We start from the raw sequence: 22,165 nt of genomic DNA, 5'->3' as shown, positions 1-22,165 counted from the left end.
AAAGATTAGGTTAAAAAGTAATTTGGGCTCCGAAAGTGAAACCTTTGGCATTGGGAAATGCGCCACCATCATAGCTTCGATCCCAGATATTGCCATTCAAAAACTCGGGATCCAGTCCACGATAGGAGGTAAAGGTGATCAGGTTCTGTGCATTGACATAAAACCGGACCTGCTTCAAGGTCTTTCCTAACAACGTACGCGGCAGGTTATAGCCCAAAGCGAGCTGTCTGATCTTAACATAATTTCCATTCTCCAACCAACGGTCCTGATCGCCGCGAACATTTCGGGAATCCGCATAAATGGGACGCGGGTCTTTGGCATTGGGATTTTCTGGCGTCCAAGGATCATAATCGGCGCGGTAGTTTGAATTGTCATCAAAACGGTCATACGCACTGCGTGGCCCATTAAAGGATTTGAAGCCAAATGCACCTGTCAACTGTACCTGAAAATCGAAACCTTTGTAATCCAGGCCTAGATTCATCCCCAATTGATATAATGGTATGCTCCGTCCCAGATACTGTCGATCAGCATCTGTAATCTGTCCGTCATCGTTAAAATCTATATATTTTACATCGCCGGGTTTGGCGTTGGGCTGAATCAATTGCCCTTGACTATTTTTATATGCCTGTACTTCCTCATCTGAACGGAAAAGACCATCCGTTTTGATCAGGTACCAGTTACCGATGGAGCTGCCAACTTTGGATTTTGTATCCCATTGCGTAAACTCCTTTTTGTCATATCCTAATTTGAGGATCTTATTCTTAATATAGGATGCATTGACGCCAATCTGATAACCAAATTCACCCATATGATCACGCCATACCGTTGCAAGTTCAATACCTGTATTGCGCAGGGAAGCAGCATTTACGTAAGGATTTCCGCCGTTGTTGCCCGTAGCCATTAAGATCTGCATCGGTGTCAATACATCTTTGGTTTTTTTGATAAAATAGTCCACGGATAGTTGGAGCTTGTGCGAGAATAACTGGGCGTCAAATCCGGAATTGAACTGTGCTACCTTCTCCCATTTGAGATCGGCATTGGCCAGTTTGACCTGGGTCATCCCATTTTGCACGGTCTGATCAACTCCAAAAGCGACCTGAGGGAACACATTGATGAAAGAAACCCAGTCCCAAACACCGATATTGGAGGTACCCAAAACACCGTAATTGGCGCGCAGCTTTAAATCATTGATCCAAGGTACCTGAAAAAAATCTTCTTTACTAATGCGCCAGCCTCCGGAGAAAGATGGGAAATAGCCCACCCGATATTCCGGATTAAATTTAGAGGATTCGTCGCGGCGCATCGTAAAACTGAACAGATACTTATCATCATACGTATAATTAACCCGGCCAAAGACGGAAAATAACTTTTCGAGATCTTGATAATTACCGGTCTTTGGGTTGTCCAGTGCAGCATCCAAGTTGGTAAAATAGTTTTTTCCAGACATGAGCACATTATTTTTCGTTCCCCACAGCTGTTCATAATTGGAGGTCTGATAACTGATACCCGCAACGGCAGAGACATCATGCTTGTCAAACTTCTTTGCATATTCTAAGGTATTATCATACACCAATCCACGGTATTGGGCCTGGTTTTTATTTAAGGAGGAAGGATCATAAGGTTGGTTATAGGTCCAGAAACCTTCCTTCCGAAGGTACATGTGGCGATCGTTACTCAGGTCAAAACCAAAATTAAAACGGTATTTGAATGACTTGAACAGTTCCAATTCAGTAAATACATTTCCTCTGGTCCGCAGATTCCCATTCTCGGTTTGCTCAAAATCTTCTTTGGCAAAAGGATTGGTTCCAAAGGTGACATCCCGATTCCCATCGCCTATACCATATCCTCCTTTGGCAGCATTATTTTCATCGTAGATCGGAATGGTTGGCAGCATGCGATAGACATCGACAATTGGATTGGTATTGAGTTCATGCACATTAAAATTACTCAGCACAATATTCTCACCGATACTTAATTTGACGTGCTCTCCAAAGTTGCGTGAAGTAGACATATTGGAGCGTAGCGTAAAACGTTTACTGGATGTTCCGATCGTGGTCCCTGTGTTGGACTGATAATTACCCGAAATATAATAACGGCTTTCTTTGCTTCCACCTGAGAAAGCAATCTGTTGATCCTGCAGCCAGCCTGTTTTGAATACCTCTTCCTGCCAATCGGTATTCCCCTCGAAATGGTTGGCCGATTGCCTATTCCCATTGCTAAATGCCAGGTCATTCAAGCTCAGCCATAGATTTCGGTCGGCTAAGTTGTAACGTGGCAGCCATTGTGCAGTGGCCCGGGAGGAAAGTTCAATTTTCATCTGCCCCTCTTTGCCCTGTTTAGTTGTTATGATGATAACGCCATTCCCCGCCCTGGAACCATAGATCGCAGCTGCGGAGGCATCTTTCAACACCTGGATACTCTCAATATCGTTGAAATTAAAATCCCGGTTTGCTCCCGACACGACCCCATCGACGACATATAAAGGAGTGCTTGACCCAAATGTTCCTGTACCACGGATCTCAACCTTACCTTCTGCCCCCGGGTTGCCTGCCGTGCGTACACTGAGCCCGGGTAAAGTCGCCAGAGCATCCCCTACTGTCCCGGTTACCGTGGTATTTTTCATCTCCTTCGGATTAAAGACTGAAACGGCACCCGTCAGGTCCGATTTTTTGATCGTTTGATACCCAATCACAACAACTTCTTCCAGGTCTTTGTTTTCATCCTCAAGTGTGACATCCAAGGCTGCCTCACCGTTAAATAAAATTGTTTTGGAATGAAAACCGATCAGAGAGAAGATCAACTCCTGCCCGCTACTGGCAGCAATTGTATAACGGCCATTTTCGTCCGTCGTCTTTGCGGTTCCTGATGCTTTTATGGTAACGGTTACACCCGGCAATGGCCGCCCCTCTTCACTCGATACCCTCCCTTGAAGGTTGCTCGTTTGTGACTTTACCGTAAAGGACAGCAAGCACAAGAAAAGAATGAAAAATTTTCCCTTCATAATTTGATTTATTAGCGTAAAACTGGTTATTTATAATTGGTCAAAGACAAGAATCCATGGCGAACTTTTATCTTTAAACCTATTTTCAAATGTAACGGGCATTACAGTAACAAAATGGCAGATATGATCCAAAAAATGGTAAAAATAAGTCATTCCTGCTTTTTGACCAATTTGTACATCTTTTAACCGACAATTACCATTTATCACTTATCAGCCATATCAACAGAATCATTTATTAGTTTTATTTTAGTTGGTATGAAAGGGGCGCTCATTTTTAGAATTGTTTTTTTGTATATGCTCTGCACGATCACGTGCCTGGCACAACGCTATTCAAATTTTCATTTTAGAAAGCTGCAAGTGGAAGACGGTCTTTCTGAAAATACGATCTATTGCATTGTCCAGGACCAGCAGGGATTTATGTGGTTTGGGACGAAAGACGGATTGAATCGATACGATGGAAATAGTTTCAAAAATTACCATTACCAACCGGAAAAGAAACAGTCATTGGGAAATAATTTTGTCCGAAGCATTACTGAAAAATCGCCGAGTCACTTGTATATCGGAACCGACGACGGTTTGTATATCATGGACAAGATTACAGCATCCTTTCAAAAGATTGAGCTTAGCATAAGCGGCAAGGGAACGTTTAACTCAGCGATCAATGCCCTTCATATCGACCGGCAGGGAAGCCTTTGGATTGCAACCATGTCGCAGGGTATCTGGAAATATGATCCAAGTACAAATAAAGTTGCACAGCTACAACTCGACGGAGCCACGTTGGGTCAAAATGCGACCTGGGCCATTCTACAAGATCGTTCCGGTGTTATCTGGGCTGCCACACGTCTTGGACTCCTTCGTTTCAACAACCAGCAGGCACATTTTGACATCGTTGGTCCGCTGTTTAGCGAGGTTGGAGATTCCCAATTTGAAATTCTTTCGATGTGGGAAGACCCTAAAGGAGACCTATGGCTAGGTACCTGGTCACAGGGCCTGCTTCGTTATAACAAACAGTCCAACGAATTCAGTCGCTTTCTTAACAATACAAGGCATCCTTATGTCACGCATATCCGTGCCCTGCGAGAATTTCGCGAAAACCAGCTTCTCGTTGGTTCAGATGACGGACTCTTCCTGTTTCACACCGAAACGGGGACATCCGAAAGATTAGACGTACCCTATTACAAACATGGTCTCAGTGACCAGAACGTCTACTCCATAGCGAGGGATCGCGAAAATGCCATTTGGATCGGCACCTACTTTGGTGGAATTAATTATCTCAATACAGCATTGCTTTCCGTAGAGACTTTTTTCCCGGATGTTCTTCCCGGCTTTTTGTCCGGAAAAGCTGTCAGTCAGTTTTGTGAAGATACGAAAGGAAACCTGTGGATCGCAACGGAAGATGGTGGTATCAACTATTATGACAAAGAAAAGAAACAAATTTCGCAACCGATAAGAGCTTCTTACCATAATACCCATGCCCTGCTTTTGGATGGCGATCATCTTTGGATCGGGACTTTCTCCCGGGGGCTCGATCGTTACAATCTGGCAACCGGTCAACGTCAAAATTTCAGACATGATGCCAACAACACCGGAACAATTAACGATGATTGTATCTTTTCGCTGTTTAAAACAAAAAACGGGGATCTTCTGATAGGAACTCCTGCCGGACTTAGCCGATATGATCAGCAAAAAAAGAAATTTATCCGTATCCCTGAAGTCACCCAGTTTATCTATGACATCAAAGAAGATGATGAAGGTAATATCTGGCTCGCCTCGTACCAATCAGGCCCCATAAAATTTGACCTACGCAAGCAAGCCTGGATTCATTATAGCTCGATCCGCCCAAATGATCCCATTTCGTCCAGCAAACTAACCAGTATTTATGTTGATAGCCAACATCGATTATTATTTTCAAGTGAGGGAAAAGGAATATTTATTTATGATAAGGTGAAGGATAGCTTTCGCAATATCGGGCAAGCCCAAGGGTTGCCAAATAATGTGATTTACGGCATACTGGATGACGCCCTAGGCAACCTTTGGCTCAGCAGCAACAAAGGCATTATCTGTTTTCACCCCGACAATCCCAAAAACTACAAACTCTATACAACGGAGAACGGATTCTCAACGAACCAGTTTAATTTTAAAGCATCTTTCAAAGCTAAAGACGGCCGTTTTTATTTTGGTGGTATCAACGGGTTCACAAGTTTTTATCCCGATGAAATCAGTGCTGTTAAAAATCAAACCGTACCAAATGTTTTCATTACGCAGATACAATTACTGAACAAGCATAACCCCAATTTAGAAAAAGACATTCAGGTTCAATTGCACAAGAACGAAAAGATTGTTCTAACCCACCAATTTTCTTCATTCAATATCTCTTTTGTAAGCTTGAGTTTTGCATCACCTTCCAAGAATCAATATGCCTATAAGCTGGAGGGAGCCGATGACGAGTGGACCTTGGCTGGTAATACGAAAAGTGTGAGTTATGTTAACCTTTCGCCGGGAACATATGTTTTTCACGTAAAAGGATCCAACAATGATGGTCTATGGAATGAAAAAGGCACAGTGGTACAAATTGAAATATTACCGCCGTTTTGGCGCTCCATTCCTGCAAAAATAACGTATGCGATCTTGTTCATTGCATTGTGCTATGTCTGTTTACGGTATTATATTCTAGCGAACAAGCGTAAACAAGCCCGTCATTTAATGGCTTTCCAGGCTGAACAGGAACAAAAATCTTTCCGATCAAAAATTGATTTCTTCACAAATATCGCGCACGAGATCCGTACGCCTTTGAGCTTAATAACGGCACCTCTGGAAGAAATACTCCTGTACGAAAATGGAGATAAAGAAACCTCGCACAATCTCCGGATCATAGAGAAAAATTGTGAGCGCCTTACCTTACTGATCAATCAGCTACTTGACTTTCGTAAAATGGACGAAAATGGACAGCCGCTAACCCTGGAGCCTGTCAATTTGCGAAATTTGGTAGAAGATCTTTACGATAGATTCAGAAAGTCAATCCACCGCAACAAAGTTCGCTTTGATCTAACAATCTCTCAGGAGCAAGACCTCATTATCGAAACCGATTTGGATGCTGTCATGAAAATTGTGAGTAACCTCCTGACGAATGCAACAAAATTCGCTTATTCCTATATCTCGATCGGCCTAGAAAAAAACGCGGACAATTCTTTCACGATTACGGTCTCGGATGATGGTCCCGGAATACCGGATGACTTTAAAAAGCTTGTATTTGATCCCTTTTACCAGCTTAGCACAAATAAAGACCGCAGTGGAACTGGCATCGGACTGTCCCTGGTCAAGCACCTGACGAACCGGCTTGGCGCCGAGATAAAAATTGAAGATATGTTGCCCCAAGGCGCTAAGTTTATTTTCACGATCAGGAGCATACAACTCGCTCATGAAGCTACAGGTCCAATAATTGAGGAACAGCCCATTCCACTTGACAGGCCGGAATACAATCTCACCCAGATTTTGGTGGTTGACGATAATCCGGACATTACGGCTTTTATTAGCCATTCGTTAGCCGTATCGTACCATATTGATATTGCTGATAGTGCGTCAAAAGCCCTGACCATGTTAGACAATAAAGTTTATCATCTTGTGATCTCCGATATCATGATGCCAGAGATTGACGGAATTACATTTGTAAAGCGTTTAAAAAATGACATTAATTATTCGCATATACCCGTTATTCTACTATCTGCCAAAATACAAAATGCAACGAAAGTTGAAGGCTTACTCTCCGGCGCCGACGTATTTATTGAAAAGCCTTTTTCGATGACCTTCCTAAAAGCACAAATCAGCAGCTTACTACAAAACCGGAAATATCTATTGGAGAATTTCCATGCTTCACCATTATCTTCTTATTCTTCTTTGGCCACAAATGCCCATGATGATGCATTCTTAACACAGCTCAATGCTGAGATCGAAAAACATCTTTCAGACGAACAATTCAATGTAGAATCATTGGTAGATACATTTAAAATCAGCCGTTCTAATTTTCAACGAAAATTAAAAGCGATCAGCGGAACTTCTCCCGGCGACTACGTGCGAAATTACAGGCTAAAACGCGCCTGCACGTTACTGATTGAATCAGATTATCGTATTAACGAAGTGGCGTTTCTCGTGGGGTTTAGTTCAGCATCCTATTTCACAAAAGCGTTCATAAAAGCATTTAATTTGACTCCAAAAGAGTTTATTCAACAATCGCGTTTACAAGCCAGGTAAAATATAGGCTATGTAAAACAATAGTTCGATAAATTCAATGCACACTACAGCCCCCACGAAAGTGTTTAACCCAATTTATCGAGGATTATCTAGAATAAACTGTTTTTTGATATAATTTCCTGAACGCGTTATACACTCCTTGATGGATAACGGTTGAATGTAATTCATCGGGCATATAGTCAAAAATAACTTCCATCTTTTTATTGTTGCGCAAAATATCGTAAAACGCCACGGCATCCTGATACATTCTGAGATCTTCATCCTTATTAGGGACCCCAAGGTAAACCCTTACCTTTTTTCTTAGGTTGGCGGTTAATAGCTTTTCGGTATTTTTCAAAAGCTCCTGTTGCCCCCACCATAAACTCGGACTGATAATAATATAATTATCAAAAAGATCAGGCTGTTTAAGTAGGAGCTCTGCAGAGAAAAGGCCTGCCAAAGACTCGCCGATTACAGTTCTTTCCGCTTTTGCTTTATAGTGTTTACTGATATAAGGCAGTAATTCATCTTTAAGAAACGCGATATACTTTTGCGATCCGCCATAGGTAGGAAAGCTTGCTTTTTGAAATCCTTCTTTCTCCAAGAAGTTAATATCAGGAACTGCAAATGTAAAATCCCGTCTTCGGGTATTGCCCTCAATCCCCACGACAATGCTATTAGGAAAACGTGCTATCCAAGGTTGTGTATCAAAACGAACTATCCCGGCGATATGAAAAAAATCTTCTTCCATGCCACCATCGAGGACATACACAACAGGATAGGTCAACTTGTCATTTTCCCCATAATTATCCGGAAGGTAAATATTGATCTTTCGGTCTTCATTTAAAATATTTGAATGTAGTGTAGTAGATTTACCGATGGTCAAATCACGGTCTTTGGTCTGTCCAATAGCGCAATAATGACAGATGAGTAAGGTTAAAAAAAATAAAATTGTACGCTTCATTTCAAACGTTAATTAAAAATAAGCCCGATCCCGCACGGCAGTTCTCCATGACAAAAAAAACGGCGGCAATGTCCTATAACAACTTTCGAAAGTAAGTTTAAAAATCAATAAAAAAAATTTTTATACTTATTTCCTGGTGCCTTTATAGATTATGTCAAGCCATCCCCACAGCTCAAATGTTATACGATCCGTTCACATTCATACCCCCAGTCAAACATCTGCTTCATAACGCTACTGGCGTCGATATCCGACTGAGAAGACTCTATTCTTAAAATATTTTCATCATCATCAAGATCAAAGTTAATTTTATATGCGGAGAACAGCCCCAGAAGCGTTGTGACAATTTGTTGTGCTTCCCTGTATTTACAGACGTTCGTTTTAAATATTTCAACCCTTTTCATTGTATTATATTTCACTAAATTCACCGAATTCTATCACACGCGAATAACTTGCTCAGCCTTTCGAATTACTTTCAATCACTCTTTTTACGTAAGCCTATATCCTGTTGACCTGTCTTTCAGATCTCTACTATTTATTCTTTAATACCTGCTGTAAATCTGTAGGATACCTCGGCTCTGCTGTAGGCACTGAATCCGTATGATAGACTTGTAAAACATCATGAAAAACTTCGTTATCTTTCTTTTTCCCAGTGTTCGAAAACAACGCTATAATTGCCACAAATAACAAAAGAATCAATGCATTAAAAAGATGTGCCATACCTGTAGAAACTAAATTATTAATATCTAATTTCCAAAAAGAGAGCAAGTTCTCCCAGATACTTTCGGTGAAAGGCACATTTAGCTCGGTAAACGAACTCTTTTTTCCTTTTAACAACATAATGCTTTTCTTTATTTAATCATTCGTATCGAATAAAATCTACTGCATATTTTATCAAAAAAAAGAAGAGGCAATGCTTCTGATGCCAAAAGCCAACGGCACTAAATGAAGTACAAATTGCACAAAGAAAAAACCACATTAGAAAAAAATGTGGCTTCGTTGGTATATGGATTAAAATGGCCTCTTAGAAGAAACTGTTGTGTTAATATGCGTGGGTTATCTGATCTGATCGCCACCACGGCAAACTGCCCGGCACTACCATCTATTTGTCGCTGCGCATCTTTGGGACAATGTACCCAGCGCAAGTTGTCGCCTCCATACTTAACTCCCATTAGTGAAAACCAAGGGATTTGTATCCATTACATCGTTTTTTATATTATAAAAACACTGATCCAATGGCTAAGCAAATGTATACAATACCATTTTTATGATCACTTCACATTTACAATTCGTTTAAGGTGATTTATTATTCGTTTAAATAAAAAGAAAATACGAATAGCACTTTCATCAGGTTTCTGCAGAAACCGTAAACTAATTTGAAACAGAAAAAAAAGACACAAATGTGTAATTTTTAAATAAATAAAAACATTTACAAATTTTATAAGCACATTTGTTTATCTAACCAATAAATTAAAAAATGCTTCTGAAAAATTGGACATTACTTTTATTCGCATTTGGACTGGGTTTAATTTTAAGTTGTACAAAAGATCCTGTGATCAAACCCAAAATAGAGCCGCCCACGCCCACAGACACAACGAAGGTTACTGTTCCCAAACCCAAGGACTCACTTTTTGAACGCAAATCAGTCAGTTTTGTGGTCAAAGAACACTTTGTCGATGAAACGGTAGATCAACAACTATTTTTAGGTAGCCTTTGGAACCTTAAAGACACCACAAAGGGTTTATATTTGGAAAACATTCAGTCCAAAGCAAAGAACTTTCCTATTTATGTCATGGCGAATTCAGCAAAAGAAGAAATTGGACATTTTTTACCATCCTATGTGAGCATATTGAATTATGCCAATTTATTCAGGAACACTGATCTCTCGGGATCGCTAGAAATGGATTCAAGAGATTTTTCCGATTATGCTGAGATACAATTATATATTCCTCTAAACAGGGATATCGAAAAAGCGCTCAATCTTGTCAGGCATAGTGATTCGACAACTGTCCGAAAGGCTCACAGTACCTTCAGACACACCTTGGTGAGGAGATTAACCTTAGATACCGATCAAGTTGATTATTTCTCAAATTACCGGGAGTCAGATCTGAATAATCTGAAAAAATTGGGTTATTCCCCCTATTTTATTCTATCCGTCAATTATGGCTATCAACTTGTCATTGCAGCGGAAGGTGATTTCACAAGAGCTGACATGAATAGAGCTATTGATAAATTGTTGGAAGGAAATTCATTGGATAATATGGATGAGCAAGTTCTCAATGCAACAAAACTACTTATCTACTATAGAGATGGAGGTCAGGAAACCTTTATTCGACATGCTGTCAATTTTCAGGAGATCAAAAATACAATTTCTGCGTTGAACCTTCGAATGGAAAGTAATTTTGATAATTTTTCTTACCCGCTAAGTTATCTTGCCATGCATATCAGCACAGGCGAAATTTTGGGGTATACCAATTCCTTTGATTTACAGGTGAAGAAAAAAAGTAAATAAGGCCACCCGATCAGGCGGCGATTGTAAAAAATCAGATTCGACATTGAGAGAATATACTTTGTCATAAAGTACGTTCTCTCATCAGTACAAAATCATTCTTTCTTCAAAATACCCTTTTTGACTCCCGCATCAATCAAGTTTTCCGCATACCTCCATATTACCTTGGACCCCGCTTTGATGGCACTTTTTTTTGCATAGACCTTCGTATAGTTCACACCAGGCTCATTCCAGGTACCGCCGTTGTTGGAACTATTCTGTAAAAGTGGTTCTAGGCGATCCATTGCCCTTGCGAATCTTGCCTCAGGGGTCTCTCCAGCTTCAAATTCCTCCCATATGGTAATAAATTCTTCCGCTTGAGATTTCGGTAAAAGTCCGAATATTCTATGGGCTGCCATACGCTCATCCTCCGTATTGGTATGTGCTTTCTGCGTATCGTAGATAAAAGTGTCACCAGCGTCAATTTCAACAATATCATGGATCAACACCATCTTAATAACTTTCAATAGATCCACTGATTCGTCTGCGTACTCAAATAAAACCATCGCCATTAACGCTAAATGCCAGCTATGTTCTGCATCATTTTCACAACGGTCGCTATTGAAAAGCTTGGTCTTTCGCTGAATGTATTTTAGTTTATCAATCTCCTTGATAAAATCAATCTGTCTTAATAATTTCTCCGGTGTCATCGTTATGCTATGATCAGGTAGACGTTATACAAAATTAATAGATTTATAAGTTCCGTTAATTGCCAAATAGCAATTAACGGAATAGCTCTTCCGGTTGCAGATTTTATTGACATCCATAGGACAAACCCAGGCTCACAGATCCGTGTAGATTTATTAAATTTGATCAACATCAAATCCCATCTTGACGAATGAAGAAAATAGGATTTTTATCTTTTGGGCATTGGTCCAAACATCCGGCTTACAGTACGCAGACTGCAAGTGACACCTTGCTTCAGTCCATCGATCTGGCTGTAGCAGCAGAAGAAATAGGCGTAGACGGAGCCTATTTCAGGGTACATCACTTTGCGAACCAGCTGGCGTCTCCTTTTCCCTTACTGTCTGCTATTGGCGCCAAGACCCATACGATTGAAATAGGTACCGGAGTCATTGATATGCGTTACGAGAACCCATTATACATGGTGGAAGATGCCGGGGCTGCAGATTTAATTTCAGAAGGCCGGTTACAATTAGGAATTAGTAGGGGTTCACCCGAACAGGTGATAGACGGTTGGCGCTATTTTGGCTACGAACTCGCTGAAGGGGAAACCGATGCTGATATGGGGCGTAGGAAGGCACTGGAATTTCTGGAAAAGCTGAAAGGGGTAGGTTTTGCCGAACCCAATCCGTACCCGATGTTTCCAAACCCTCCGGGCCTGCTCAGACTAGAGCCACATGCAGCGGGACTACGTGACCGCATCTGGTGGGGAGCGGCATCGAATGCAACAGCTGTATGGGCGGCTCAAAACAGCATGCATTTACAAAGTTCGACATTGAAATATGATGAAAATGGGAAACCTTTTCATATACAACAGGCTGAACAGATACGTTTATATAAAGCAGCATGGAAAGAAGCAGGGCACCCCGGCGAGCCTAGAGTTTCTGTGAGCCGGTCAATTTTCGCATTGGTAGATGACTTAGACCGGTATTATTTTGGGCAGGAGTCGGACCGTGCAGATAAGATTGGATTTATCGAAGCGGACAGACGCGCTATTTTTGGCCGCAGTTATGCCGCCGAACCGGATCAACTTGTCAAAGAACTGGCTCAGGACGAGGCCATCCAAGAAGCAGATACCATTCTCTTAACCATTCCAAACACCTTAGGTGTAGATTACAATGTGCATGTGCTTTCCGCTATTTTGGAACATGTCGCACCTGAATTAGGGTGGCGTTAGCTATCTCATACAAATGATAAACAACATTCGTTACAAAACCAAAATCGCAGTAATCGGCGCGGGCCAAGCCGGTCTTTCTTCAGCTTACCACCTGAAAAAACTGGGACTGGAAATTAATCGGGACTTTATTATTCTGGATGAAGCCCCTTCCCCCGGCGGCGCATGGCAATTTCGATGGCCTTCACTGACACTAAGCACAGTAAACAGAATCCATGACTTGCCGGGGATGTCATTTGAAGAAACATTGACAAACAGTGAGACTGAAGTGCAGGCAAATATTGCTGTTCCACATTACTTCGATTGCTATGAAAAGAGGTTTGGGCTACAGGTATATCGTCCAGTCAAAGTAGATCGGGTATCTTTACACGGGGCACGTTTTCACATAGATACTGCGGAGACCCTATTTTCAGCGGAAGGCATTATCAATGCCACAGGTACCTGGGAGAGCCCTTATATCCCTCATTATCCCGGAGCAGATTTATTTCAGGGGGAACAATTGCATACAAAAGACTTCAGAACAGCGGACTATTTTCGAAATAAACACGTTATCGTTGTCGGCGGCGGAATATCGGCCATCCAGTTGCTGGATCAGATTTCAGCAGTAACAACCACAACCTGGGTTACCCGGCGACCGCCTCTGTTCCGCGAAGGACCTTTTGATGATATGGCCGGTCACAATGCTGTGGCGATGGTCGAAGAACGAGTCAGACAGGGATTACCGCCGTTGTCGGTCGTGTCGGTCACGGGCCTCCCCTATTCCACTGAAATCCAGGCGATGGAAAAACGAGGTGTACTCACGAGATTTCCCATGTTCAGCGAAATTACGGCGACGGGCGTAAAATGGGAAGACGGCCGAGAAGAAAGGGCTGATATTATCTTATGGAACACCGGATTTAAAAGTTCATTGAAGCATTTGGACGCAGTATTACCCAAAGAAGAAAATGGGGGCATTTTAATGGACGGTCGCCTTGCGACAATGGTTGCTAAAGAGCCTCGAATTCATTTAGTTGGTTATGGCCCTTCGGCCTCCACGATCGGAGCCAACCGAGCGGGAAGTGCTGCAGCAAGGGAACTTGTCAAAACATTGCATCTTTTGTAGTACTATTTTTGGTCGGCATCAAATCAGAATTGCCGTATCAGTAAAAATCTCTTTATATTTAAGCCTATTTAAATCTTAAACAGAAATAGTTATCACGATGGATATCCAAAATATTGTTCCAGATCAATCCATTGCCCTTTTTGTCAAAAATATTCTCGTATTCGAAGACAGCGAATCCTCAGAAACCATCCTGCCGTTTTTTGCGGATGGATATCCCGGACTTCTATTCCATCAAACCGAAAATGGTATAACCATACAGCCGCATGGAAAAAAAATGCCAACATTTTTTTTATATGGCCAAACGATCAAACCCATCAACATACATGTGAACGGCCATTTTCAAATCATTATTTTTCAATTGTATCCATTTGTTTTACGCGCTTTCTGGGGGATCAATCCCCGGGAGATCAATGACAGCTGCCATTATCTGACTACTGGGCCCGAAAACGATATCAACAAGATTATTTCAAACATCCTATTCGCCTCAACCATAGAAGAAAAGATCAGGATTATCGCGAACTTACTGCTCGATTATTTTAAACATAAAAGTAATAAGCTCGATTTCCTGGTAAGAGAAGCAATCCAATACATCATCGACAGCAGGGGGATAATTGCTATCAAAGAAATCGCCGAAAAAGAAAAGCTGAACATTCGTACACTGGAACGAAGATTTCTCAGAGAAACGGGTGTTTCCGCAAAGCAATTCGCAAAAATAGTCCAATTTCAGTCTTCACTCAACCAACTGGAGACAAAAGATTTCAGCAAGATAAATGATATCGTTTATGCGAATGGATACGCCGATCAATCACACTTTATCCGGGTATTCAAAGCCTTTACGGGGGTGACTCCCAACACGTTTGGCAAAATCTAGTATTGTCGTTTTTGTTCTATTTTGAATGTTTGTTGATTCCGAATTTTACATAAAGAAAATTAAATAAAATCGTTATCTATTTAAATTCAAAAGCAATGAAACTACAAGAGATCACTTTAGGAGCAGCAACAACTACTTCAGCATTAATAGCAGGCCTATTTTTCGCCTATACATTCTCCGTCAATTTAGGGCTCCATAAATCGGATGACAAGACTTATTTGATAGCGATGCAAAATATCAATAGAGAAATTTTAAATCCTGCATTTTATAGCTGTTTTCTAGGAGCACCATTATTATTAATTGTTTCATCGGTATTGTATTTTGATTTATCATCTCCGAAATTCTATCTGATCCTGACGGCATGCATAAGTTATATTGTTGGTGTATTTATCATTACCGCGGCTAAAAATGTTCCGCTAAACAACCAATTGGATTCATTCGATCTTTCAAAAGCATCATCGGACGCCATCTATCGGATGCGACTTCGTATTGAAGATCCTTGGGTATTCTGGAACAATATACGAACCGTATTCTCCATTATCACCTTAGTTTGTCTAATTATCAGCCTTATTTTTTTTAAATCCAAAGGTTAACAAAAAGCGCAGGATTCCGTTAAAACTGCTACATACCATTTTCTAAAAGCATAGGCGGACACCCCAAGCTATCATAGGAAACTGATCCCGCCAAAAGCGAAAAAAGCAAAAGAGCTTACGGATTTAAATTTATTTACAACGGATTTAAACCCTACTATATTGAACTGTAGATTCTATTGTACTTTTATGAAAAATAAGAGCAAAAAACGCAGTTAATATCATATTAAAATATCAAAAACAATAAAACATATTCCTATGGAAATACAAAGAATAATTCCAGCCTTGTTACTTGCATCCCTGGGTTTAACATCCCTATCATCATGCAATGGTACATCAGTGGATACGATTAAGGCAATGGAATCCAACTACGACAACCATAACAAGACCATTGAACTAATTGGTGAGTTCGACGCTCCATCCTTTACCTTTTCATCGGGTAATTCAAAGACAATGGCAATGAATTTTGTTGTGAAACCGCATGCGATCAGCTCCGAAAAATTTACAGCATTCAGCGTGATATTACCGGTTGGCACAGAAAACAACAGTGTTCTATTTGAACTTCCGGCGGACCAAAAGAACTATACACTCAAAAATTTCCACGTCATTGATAAAAATGGGGAGAAAACCAATCTCGACACACATACTACGTTTAAAATGACCGGCACCGTACATTACAATGAATTAGAAAAGCCTGAAGCTGAGCGCGACAAAACTAATTTCAATTACAAGATAACGGACGTAACATTTGAAAAAGACTAAAATACGATTACGCAAATCTGATCTAATACATTATTAAAAAACTAAAAATATGATAAATATTGAGCTTGGAAACAGCTTCTCATTTGGATGGATAATTATTGCAATTGCCTTGATCATGGCACTGGGGATTTACATTGCGTACCGAAAACAACAAGTGATTAAAGTAAAATACATCATCGCGGTGATCGTGATGTTGGTAGTAGGAATAAAATGGCTTTTTGAAAATTAAATGCAGCGTGGTATAACGTCCGGTAGCTGCGCTGCAAGCTATCTTCAATGACCTGTGGGATAAGTAAAAAACTTACAGCGTTGAATAGATTTATTTTTGTAAATTCAAATTTGAAGGTGCGCGCGATCGCCACCAAATGTCAAAAGTCAGTTTACGATGAAGTTTATTTTCGCTTTTAGTATTTTTTTATTTTTTTCCTGTGCATTCGCTCAGGAGCATCCCCAGTTTATTCCTTTCAAATCCGAAGGTAAATTAGGTTTATTAAAGATTTCCGAGACGGAACTTGTCCCGCCCGATGCTTTTGTGGACGGCCCCGGTAATTATGATGTGGTCGGAGATTTTCAAAGTTATATCATCGCGAAAAATGAAGGCGAGGACGAGGTCATTGATGCCCGTTCTGGAAAAGCGCAGTTTGTTGGACATCTGGATCGCACATGTGGCCTTTTGAAAATCAACAAAGACAGCTATTATCACTTTGAGGTAAATGGAAGCTCTATTCTGTTAAATTCGGCAAGTTCGCCAATACAACTTACGCACTCCTACAAAAAAATCGAACCAAATCAGGATGCTTGGGACAACGAAAGCGTGGATGGTAAACAGTATCTCTGGGCGTTAAAAGAAGATGAAACCTACGCTGTTTTGGACGCTAACAATAGTTTTGTTCCAATAAACTCCTTACCCAAATTTGAAAGCTTTGATCTCATATACCGAATAAACGAAAATGCACCTTTGACCCTGATCGGATTTGTGCTGGGAAGCAAAACCGCAATCCAACGTACTTTTGGTCAGAAATACGGTATACCTGAGTCGAGTCACACCGTGGAAGTCTACAATACCAGTTTTAAAAAAATAGGCAGCACAGTTTATAAACGTGAGGCAATTGCAAAACTATTCAACCAGAAAATTGAACTACGCGGCAGTATGATGCCACCTCCCAGTATGGCGAACCAGATACTTATTCCTCATAACAAAGCTATTGTACTGAACAATGAATTTAGCTTAATACCGGCAACGGACGATCCCGGACAACTGGTATTGGTTAACACCCAACAGGGAAATGCTCCCGTCCTGGGAAATGACCATTTTGATTACAGATATATCAGTATATCCCAAAATCTAAAAGCGCTCCTACAGATAAGACATGCCGAAACAGGAACTTTCTTTTATTTTGATTTTAACGGGCTATATTTCCCAAAAGGGCTTCCTTTAATCCCTGAGAATTACAGGAAATGGAAGTAACAGAAAGAAGAAAGATTTCAATGGAGAATAAACAAAATACGATCACAAATATCAATTTTTAACAGATGATTATTTTGATTTTAGTATTAAGTGCAATGCTGGCGACTGTAGCTTTTCTAGTCACCGAAAAAAATGCAGACGCATCACTTTCTGGATATAACACACTTTCCACAGCTGAAAAACAACAATTTGATATAAAGGCTTTTATTCCATATTTCCGAAAATTTCATCTATTACTAGCGGTTTCATATTTGCTGATTTCTATCTTCCTGCTCTTCGCTATCAGTTCGCATTGGGCGAAGATTTTTAGTATAGCTTATCCTCTGCTTGCTTATATATTTTTTATCTGGAAAGCCAATAGCTTTTTCCTAAAAAGGAATAAAAAACAGTATATTCTTTCAATTGTTGTCATTTGCTTTCTTTTTATTGTGCTTATAGCGATGATGGTTCTGTTTTTAAGGGGCTGATCCTTTGATAGCCATAATCAATCCTGGTAGGATCGAAAGTATCAAAAAAACTATTTCTAATTTTATAGGATTATCGTTGACTACATGGACAAACGCTCAGAACATATACAACAATGGATCGACACCTACAGTGAAACACTTCTCAATAGTGCACTTTTTTTGTTATCTGACAAACAGGATGGGGAGGATATTGTCCAGAATGTATTTATTTCCGCATTTGAATCTTACTATTCTTTCGAAGGCCGAAGTAGTGTGAAAACCTGGTTAATGGCTATTCTCAAAAATAAAGTCGCTGAATTTTACCGCAAAAAATATCGACACACAGAAAATGTTCCACTGGACCGATATTTTGATCAGGAAGGATCATGGAAACATGCCGATATCCTACAAGACTGGAATGAACAAGACGAAAACCTGCTTGACAACAATGATTTCAACAAAGTAATGGCGGATTGTATAGATAAATTACCTTTAAAATGGCTTATCCCAATAAAGCTTTACTACTTGGAAGAAAAAAAAGCAGACAAAGTATGTCAGGAAACAGGCATTACGACAACTAACCTATGGAAGATCCTTCAACGTGGCCGTATGCAACTTCGGGAGTGTCTGGAATTCAATTGGTTTAACATTTTATGATTTTGTAAAGGATGGTAAGACGACTCATACATCTGCTATTGATGCCCTGCAGGCAGGCAACCCTACTCATGGAAAAGCGAAACACGAACAGCATAACGTCCCTACAAAAAATCCGTCTAAACGCGCACCTCATGATCTGTAAATGGTGCCGCGCTTATAGCCGTAAGATCAATGTAATGGAAGATGCGATGAAAAAAATATTTACACAGGACGTTCCTGACAGATTCAACAAAACTGATTTACAACTATTTAAAGATAAATTAAAAGAAAAACTGAAATAATAAGATTTTTTTGTCAGGAATTTGAGGTGCATACTACTAAGAGAGAAACAATTTAAATGTTAGAAAAATGCATCCCATGACACAAACAAAAAATCCCACGACCCCATCATCGCAATGGGGGTTTTACATGTCCACATTTGGCGTTGTTCTCATTCTTCTGTGGCTTGGAATATTCAAGTTTACAGCGACAGAAGCCATGGCCATTAAGCCATTGATAGCAAATCATCCGCTTTCTTCCTGGTTGTATCGCCTGCTAAGCGTACAAACAGTATCCAATATTATCGGCATCTTTGAAATCGTGGTTGCCCTACTTATTTTACTAAGTTTAAAACTCAATCCGCTGAGGCGATATGCCGGTGTGGGATTATGCATTATTTTTACAATGACCCTCAGTTATCTTTTTACCACTCCCAATATGTTGAGATATGTAAATGGGGTTCCGGTAACGGACTTCTTTATCCTCAAGGACATATTATTTCTTGGATTTGGAATCAATTTACTACAATCAGCTAACAAATAAAAGATCATGAAAATTATATCGACCATTACTATGCTCATCCTTTTTGGCTTCGCGATAGTAAAAATAGGCTTTACAAAAAGTGAAGAAAAGGTATCAGTTTCGGGGGAGAGTACCGTAGATTACAGGCTAACCAAGGAAATTTATTTCGCTGGAGGGTGCTTTTGGGGAACAGAACATTATTTTAAACAAATAAGAGGCGTAACGGCCACCGAAGTTGGTTATGCGAATGGAAAACTAGCCAATCCCAGCTATGAACAGGTATCCGAGGGCAATACTGGTTTTGTTGAAACCGTAAAAGTCAATTACGACCCGGCCAAAGTTGATTTGAAATTGTTGATTGACTTATACTTTAAAACGATTGACCCAACAAGTTTGAATAAACAGGGGAATGACATAGGTACGCAATATAGAACCGGAATTTACTTTACAAAAAAAGAGGATGAAAAAACGATCCGGGGAGAAATCGAACAGCTCGCGAAAAACTATAATTCCAAACTTGTCGTCGAAATTGCTGCATTACGTAATTTTTATACTGCTGAAAATTATCATCAGGATTATTTAGGAAAGAATCCGGGCGGCTATTGCCATATTCCGGCGGACCTATTTGAAAAGGCCCGGCAAGCAAACCAGCCCACGCGTTACAAGAAGATAGATAAAAAAATTTTGAAGAAAGAATTGACACCATTACAATATGATGTCACGCAAAATAGTGCGACCGAAAAGGCTTTTGACAATGGCTACTGGAATGAATTTAAGGAAGGTATCTATGTTGACATTACAACCGGCGAACCCTTATTTATTTCGACAGATAAGTTTGAGTCAGACTGTGGTTGGCCGAGCTTTTCCAAGCCGATTAGCGATAGTTTAATTGCCGAAAAAAACGATAAATCTTTTGGAATGAGCCGAACTGAAGTGAGAAGCAAAACAGGTGATGCTCATTTAGGGCATGTTTTTAATGATGGTCCCCCCGAAAAAGGGGGATTGCGGTATTGTATCAATAGTGCCTCCTTACGCTTTGTTCCAAAAGAACAGATGAAAGCCCAAGGTTATGAGAAATTTATTCCTTTATTACAGAAGAGCGATAAATCAAAGTAGTATCCTACTCCCGATAGCCTTATTCGTAACGAGAATAAAAGTTTATTTATCTGTCTATAACTTGTTATTTTAAGATCTGCATAAGCTGTTATATTGCGGCTTTTTGGATACTACCTTATAGATCAGCTATCGTAAATGTATCGGAAGTATAGGGACAAAAAAGCCAGGTTAAAAACTGGCTTTAAAAATAAACATATGATGGATTAGTAAATGGCTTCGACTGGATTTAAAATACCTTTATAAATTTACTTTTAAAGGTTTCCACGGAAACGTGAATAAGCTGTTCGATAACGACCCTCGCGGAGTCTTTGCTAAACTCTTCTAGAAATTTTCATAAATCATTTACTCTTACAGGAACAAAATACTGATAGGTATCTTCTATACTATTCTCAGACTTAAGTATATTATAACCTTTACGTTTCAAGTCCTGAAGGATATCACTCGTCAATGGTATATTCATTTTACTATTATTACTATCTCAGACGTTCATCACGCTGTCCATTTAATTGTTCGGATTTATAGGAATTGAAAGCAATGAACATGCAAGAATAATGAGCAACCAATGTTCTTATATGTACAACGATATATCCTAGCGCATTATATATACTGTTCGACGCCGGGACATCATACATTAAACACATTCATCAGCTTTCAATCCGTGTTCAAATATAGCAAATAAAACTAATTAAATTAGCTTTATTTACTATATATTTTAGCTGAAAAATAAAAAACTATTACCTATGGCATTTAATTCGACGCGGCCGGTTTTTACAACAAACAAGACAAATCCCCGGAAATATCAATTGAGGCTTACCAATCCGTGCTTGCATACCGAAAAATACACGCTGCTAATATTTGGATGAACATGTTTTCATGATGGTCAATCGTCGTCAGGTAGTTTTGTTGCGAATACCACTTCAGCGGAGTCCTATAATGAACGGCTGATATCAACGACATTGAAGATCTGATCCACGTCATCCAAACTAACTTCAAAATCCGGATAGGTCGCTTTATCCGAATTTAGCGAACGTAATGTAAGGATTCCGTTCGCGACATCGTGATGGGCGATTTCTTTAATAATTACTCCTTCATATCGATGAACGATGACCCAGTATCTATATTTATGGGTATGGAATTTCGATTGCCAGAGCTCCCGTTTAATCAGACGCCCAGTAACAATATCACCATCCAGAACACTGGCGTCAGTCCCATCGGTCATACTGTCACCACTAACTTCAAAAGAACGGTAAGCCCCCTTGTGAAATTCATTCACCGTAATAAAATGTGCTGGTAAATCATCCATGTATTCGGCATCTGAGAATCCCGAAAGATAACCCGCTTTTGCCTTCTCAGTAACGAGCTTAGTTTGCATCAGATATCGTCCGGGCGATACCTCAAAGAATATATTGTTCTTATTTTCATCAATAAACTTAACGTCATTTGAAAAATACCCAATTGATTTTCCATTCCCAACGCTGACTGCTGCAAGAGCATCAGACTGAACGAATATACCTGACTGGGCTCGCTCCCCCTTCCCATACAGCAGCCAGTCGTATTGAACCTGTGGAAAGGCATTTTGAATCCGTGTTTTCATGGTAAGTCCAATTGGATATTCCCCTTTCTTAATGCGGGAATATACCTGCTCACGCACGCCCAATAAACTCGCGAATTCCCGATTGGTAATCCCCATCTCCAAGCGTAAAACCTCAAAATTATTATGTGGATAAGTTTCCATGTTTTTATAGGATAAGAATAAATGTTACACTAATTCATAACAA

20 protein-coding genes are annotated in these 22,165 nt (G+C 40.1%); 14 read left to right on the top strand and 6 right to left on the bottom strand.

Annotated elements, in window-relative coordinates; all coding sequences use genetic code 11:
• Nucleotides 1-10: 10 nt before the first annotated feature.
• Nucleotides 11-3,001, bottom strand: a complete 2,991-nt coding sequence (locus D7322_RS22025; RefSeq protein WP_121126372.1) for a SusC/RagA family TonB-linked outer membrane protein — start codon at nucleotides 2,999-3,001, stop codon at nucleotides 11-13.
• Between the two features lie 294 nt (nucleotides 3,002-3,295).
• On the opposite strand from D7322_RS22025, the gene D7322_RS22020 reads away from it, so the two are divergent.
• The gene (locus tag D7322_RS22020) at nucleotides 3,296-7,249 is read left to right on the top strand and encodes a hybrid sensor histidine kinase/response regulator transcription factor (RefSeq protein ID WP_220700150.1); all 3,954 of its coding nucleotides are present in this window, start codon (nucleotides 3,296-3,298) and stop codon (nucleotides 7,247-7,249) included.
• An 85-nt stretch (nucleotides 7,250-7,334) separates the two neighbouring features.
• Here D7322_RS22020 and D7322_RS22015 read toward each other — a convergent pair whose 3' ends face one another.
• The 3 genes from D7322_RS22015 to D7322_RS22005 all read right to left on the bottom strand — a co-directional run bounded on the left by D7322_RS22015 (nucleotide 7,335) and on the right by D7322_RS22005 (nucleotide 9,029).
• Nucleotides 7,335-8,192, bottom strand: a complete 858-nt coding sequence (locus D7322_RS22015) for an alpha/beta hydrolase (protein WP_121126370.1) — start codon at nucleotides 8,190-8,192, stop codon at nucleotides 7,335-7,337.
• Nucleotides 8,193-8,371: 179 nt separating this feature from the next.
• Nucleotides 8,372-8,593 carry a methyltransferase type 11 gene (locus D7322_RS22010; protein ID WP_121126369.1) on the bottom strand — a complete coding sequence of 74 codons (222 nt, stop codon included), beginning with the start codon at nucleotides 8,591-8,593 and terminating at the stop codon, nucleotides 8,372-8,374.
• 127 nt (nucleotides 8,594-8,720) lie between these two features.
• Entirely contained in the window at nucleotides 8,721-9,029 is a 309-nt protein-coding gene (locus tag D7322_RS22005; protein WP_121126368.1) for a hypothetical protein, read from the bottom strand.
• 637 nt (nucleotides 9,030-9,666) lie between these two features.
• Between D7322_RS22005 and D7322_RS21995 the strand changes: the two genes are divergently transcribed.
• A complete protein-coding gene (locus tag D7322_RS21995; RefSeq protein WP_121126366.1) occupies nucleotides 9,667-10,701 on the top strand; it encodes a hypothetical protein in 1,035 nt (344 codons plus the stop codon).
• A 92-nt stretch (nucleotides 10,702-10,793) separates the two neighbouring features.
• Here the strand turns inward: D7322_RS21995 and D7322_RS21990 are convergent, their stop codons facing one another.
• The gene (locus tag D7322_RS21990) at nucleotides 10,794-11,387 is read right to left on the bottom strand and encodes an HD domain-containing protein (RefSeq protein ID WP_121126365.1); all 594 of its coding nucleotides are present in this window, start codon (nucleotides 11,385-11,387) and stop codon (nucleotides 10,794-10,796) included.
• A gap of 188 nt (nucleotides 11,388-11,575) precedes the next feature.
• Here D7322_RS21990 and D7322_RS21985 point away from each other — a divergent pair, with 188 nt between their 5' ends.
• The 12 genes from D7322_RS21985 (at nucleotide 11,576) to msrB (ending at nucleotide 20,387) form a co-directional block, all read left to right on the top strand.
• Nucleotides 11,576-12,598 carry an LLM class flavin-dependent oxidoreductase gene (locus D7322_RS21985; protein WP_121126364.1) on the top strand — a complete coding sequence of 341 codons (1,023 nt, stop codon included), beginning with the start codon at nucleotides 11,576-11,578 and terminating at the stop codon, nucleotides 12,596-12,598.
• Nucleotides 12,599-12,611: 13 nt separating this feature from the next.
• Nucleotides 12,612-13,697, top strand: a complete 1,086-nt coding sequence (locus tag D7322_RS21980) for an NAD(P)-binding domain-containing protein (RefSeq protein ID WP_121126363.1) — start codon at nucleotides 12,612-12,614, stop codon at nucleotides 13,695-13,697.
• Nucleotides 13,698-13,794: 97 nt separating this feature from the next.
• On the top strand, nucleotides 13,795-14,568 hold the full coding sequence (locus D7322_RS21975) for a helix-turn-helix domain-containing protein (protein WP_121126362.1): 774 nt from the start codon (nucleotides 13,795-13,797) through the stop codon (nucleotides 14,566-14,568).
• Nucleotides 14,569-14,663: 95 nt separating this feature from the next.
• Entirely contained in the window at nucleotides 14,664-15,161 is a 498-nt protein-coding gene (locus tag D7322_RS21970; protein ID WP_121126361.1) for an anthrone oxygenase family protein, read from the top strand.
• 255 nt (nucleotides 15,162-15,416) lie between these two features.
• Complete coding sequence (locus D7322_RS21965) at nucleotides 15,417-15,920, top strand: hypothetical protein (RefSeq protein ID WP_121126360.1); 504 nt, start codon at nucleotides 15,417-15,419, stop codon at nucleotides 15,918-15,920.
• A gap of 49 nt (nucleotides 15,921-15,969) precedes the next feature.
• A complete protein-coding gene (locus D7322_RS21960; protein WP_121126359.1) occupies nucleotides 15,970-16,149 on the top strand; it encodes a hypothetical protein in 180 nt (59 codons plus the stop codon).
• 156 nt (nucleotides 16,150-16,305) lie between these two features.
• Nucleotides 16,306-17,388, top strand: a complete 1,083-nt coding sequence (locus D7322_RS21955) for a hypothetical protein (protein ID WP_121126358.1) — start codon at nucleotides 16,306-16,308, stop codon at nucleotides 17,386-17,388.
• A gap of 65 nt (nucleotides 17,389-17,453) precedes the next feature.
• Nucleotides 17,454-17,855, top strand: coding sequence for a DUF3784 domain-containing protein (locus D7322_RS21950; protein WP_121126357.1), 402 nt, complete (start codon nucleotides 17,454-17,456; stop codon nucleotides 17,853-17,855).
• Nucleotides 17,856-17,939: 84 nt separating this feature from the next.
• On the top strand, nucleotides 17,940-18,491 hold the full coding sequence (locus D7322_RS21945; protein ID WP_121126356.1) for a sigma-70 family RNA polymerase sigma factor: 552 nt from the start codon (nucleotides 17,940-17,942) through the stop codon (nucleotides 18,489-18,491).
• Between the two features lie 11 nt (nucleotides 18,492-18,502).
• The gene (locus D7322_RS21940; protein ID WP_147430517.1) at nucleotides 18,503-18,772 is read left to right on the top strand and encodes a hypothetical protein; all 270 of its coding nucleotides are present in this window, start codon (nucleotides 18,503-18,505) and stop codon (nucleotides 18,770-18,772) included.
• 76 nt (nucleotides 18,773-18,848) lie between these two features.
• Nucleotides 18,849-19,292 (top strand): DUF417 family protein, encoded by a 444-nt coding sequence (locus D7322_RS21935; protein ID WP_121126354.1) that lies wholly within the window; start codon nucleotides 18,849-18,851, stop codon nucleotides 19,290-19,292.
• A gap of 6 nt (nucleotides 19,293-19,298) precedes the next feature.
• Nucleotides 19,299-20,387, top strand: a complete 1,089-nt coding sequence (gene msrB / locus D7322_RS29365; protein WP_121126353.1) for a peptide-methionine (R)-S-oxide reductase MsrB — start codon at nucleotides 19,299-19,301, stop codon at nucleotides 20,385-20,387.
• Between the two features lie 928 nt (nucleotides 20,388-21,315).
• On the opposite strand, the gene D7322_RS21925 is transcribed toward msrB, so the two are convergent.
• Nucleotides 21,316-22,122 (bottom strand): LexA family transcriptional regulator, encoded by an 807-nt coding sequence (locus D7322_RS21925; RefSeq protein WP_121126352.1) that lies wholly within the window; start codon nucleotides 22,120-22,122, stop codon nucleotides 21,316-21,318.
• Nucleotides 22,123-22,165 lie beyond the last annotated feature (43 nt).

Source organism: Sphingobacterium puteale, from assembly GCF_003627955.1.
GTDB classification, from domain to species: domain Bacteria; phylum Bacteroidota; class Bacteroidia; order Sphingobacteriales; family Sphingobacteriaceae; genus Sphingobacterium; species Sphingobacterium puteale.
This window is presented reverse-complemented; position numbering and strand designations above follow the sequence as displayed.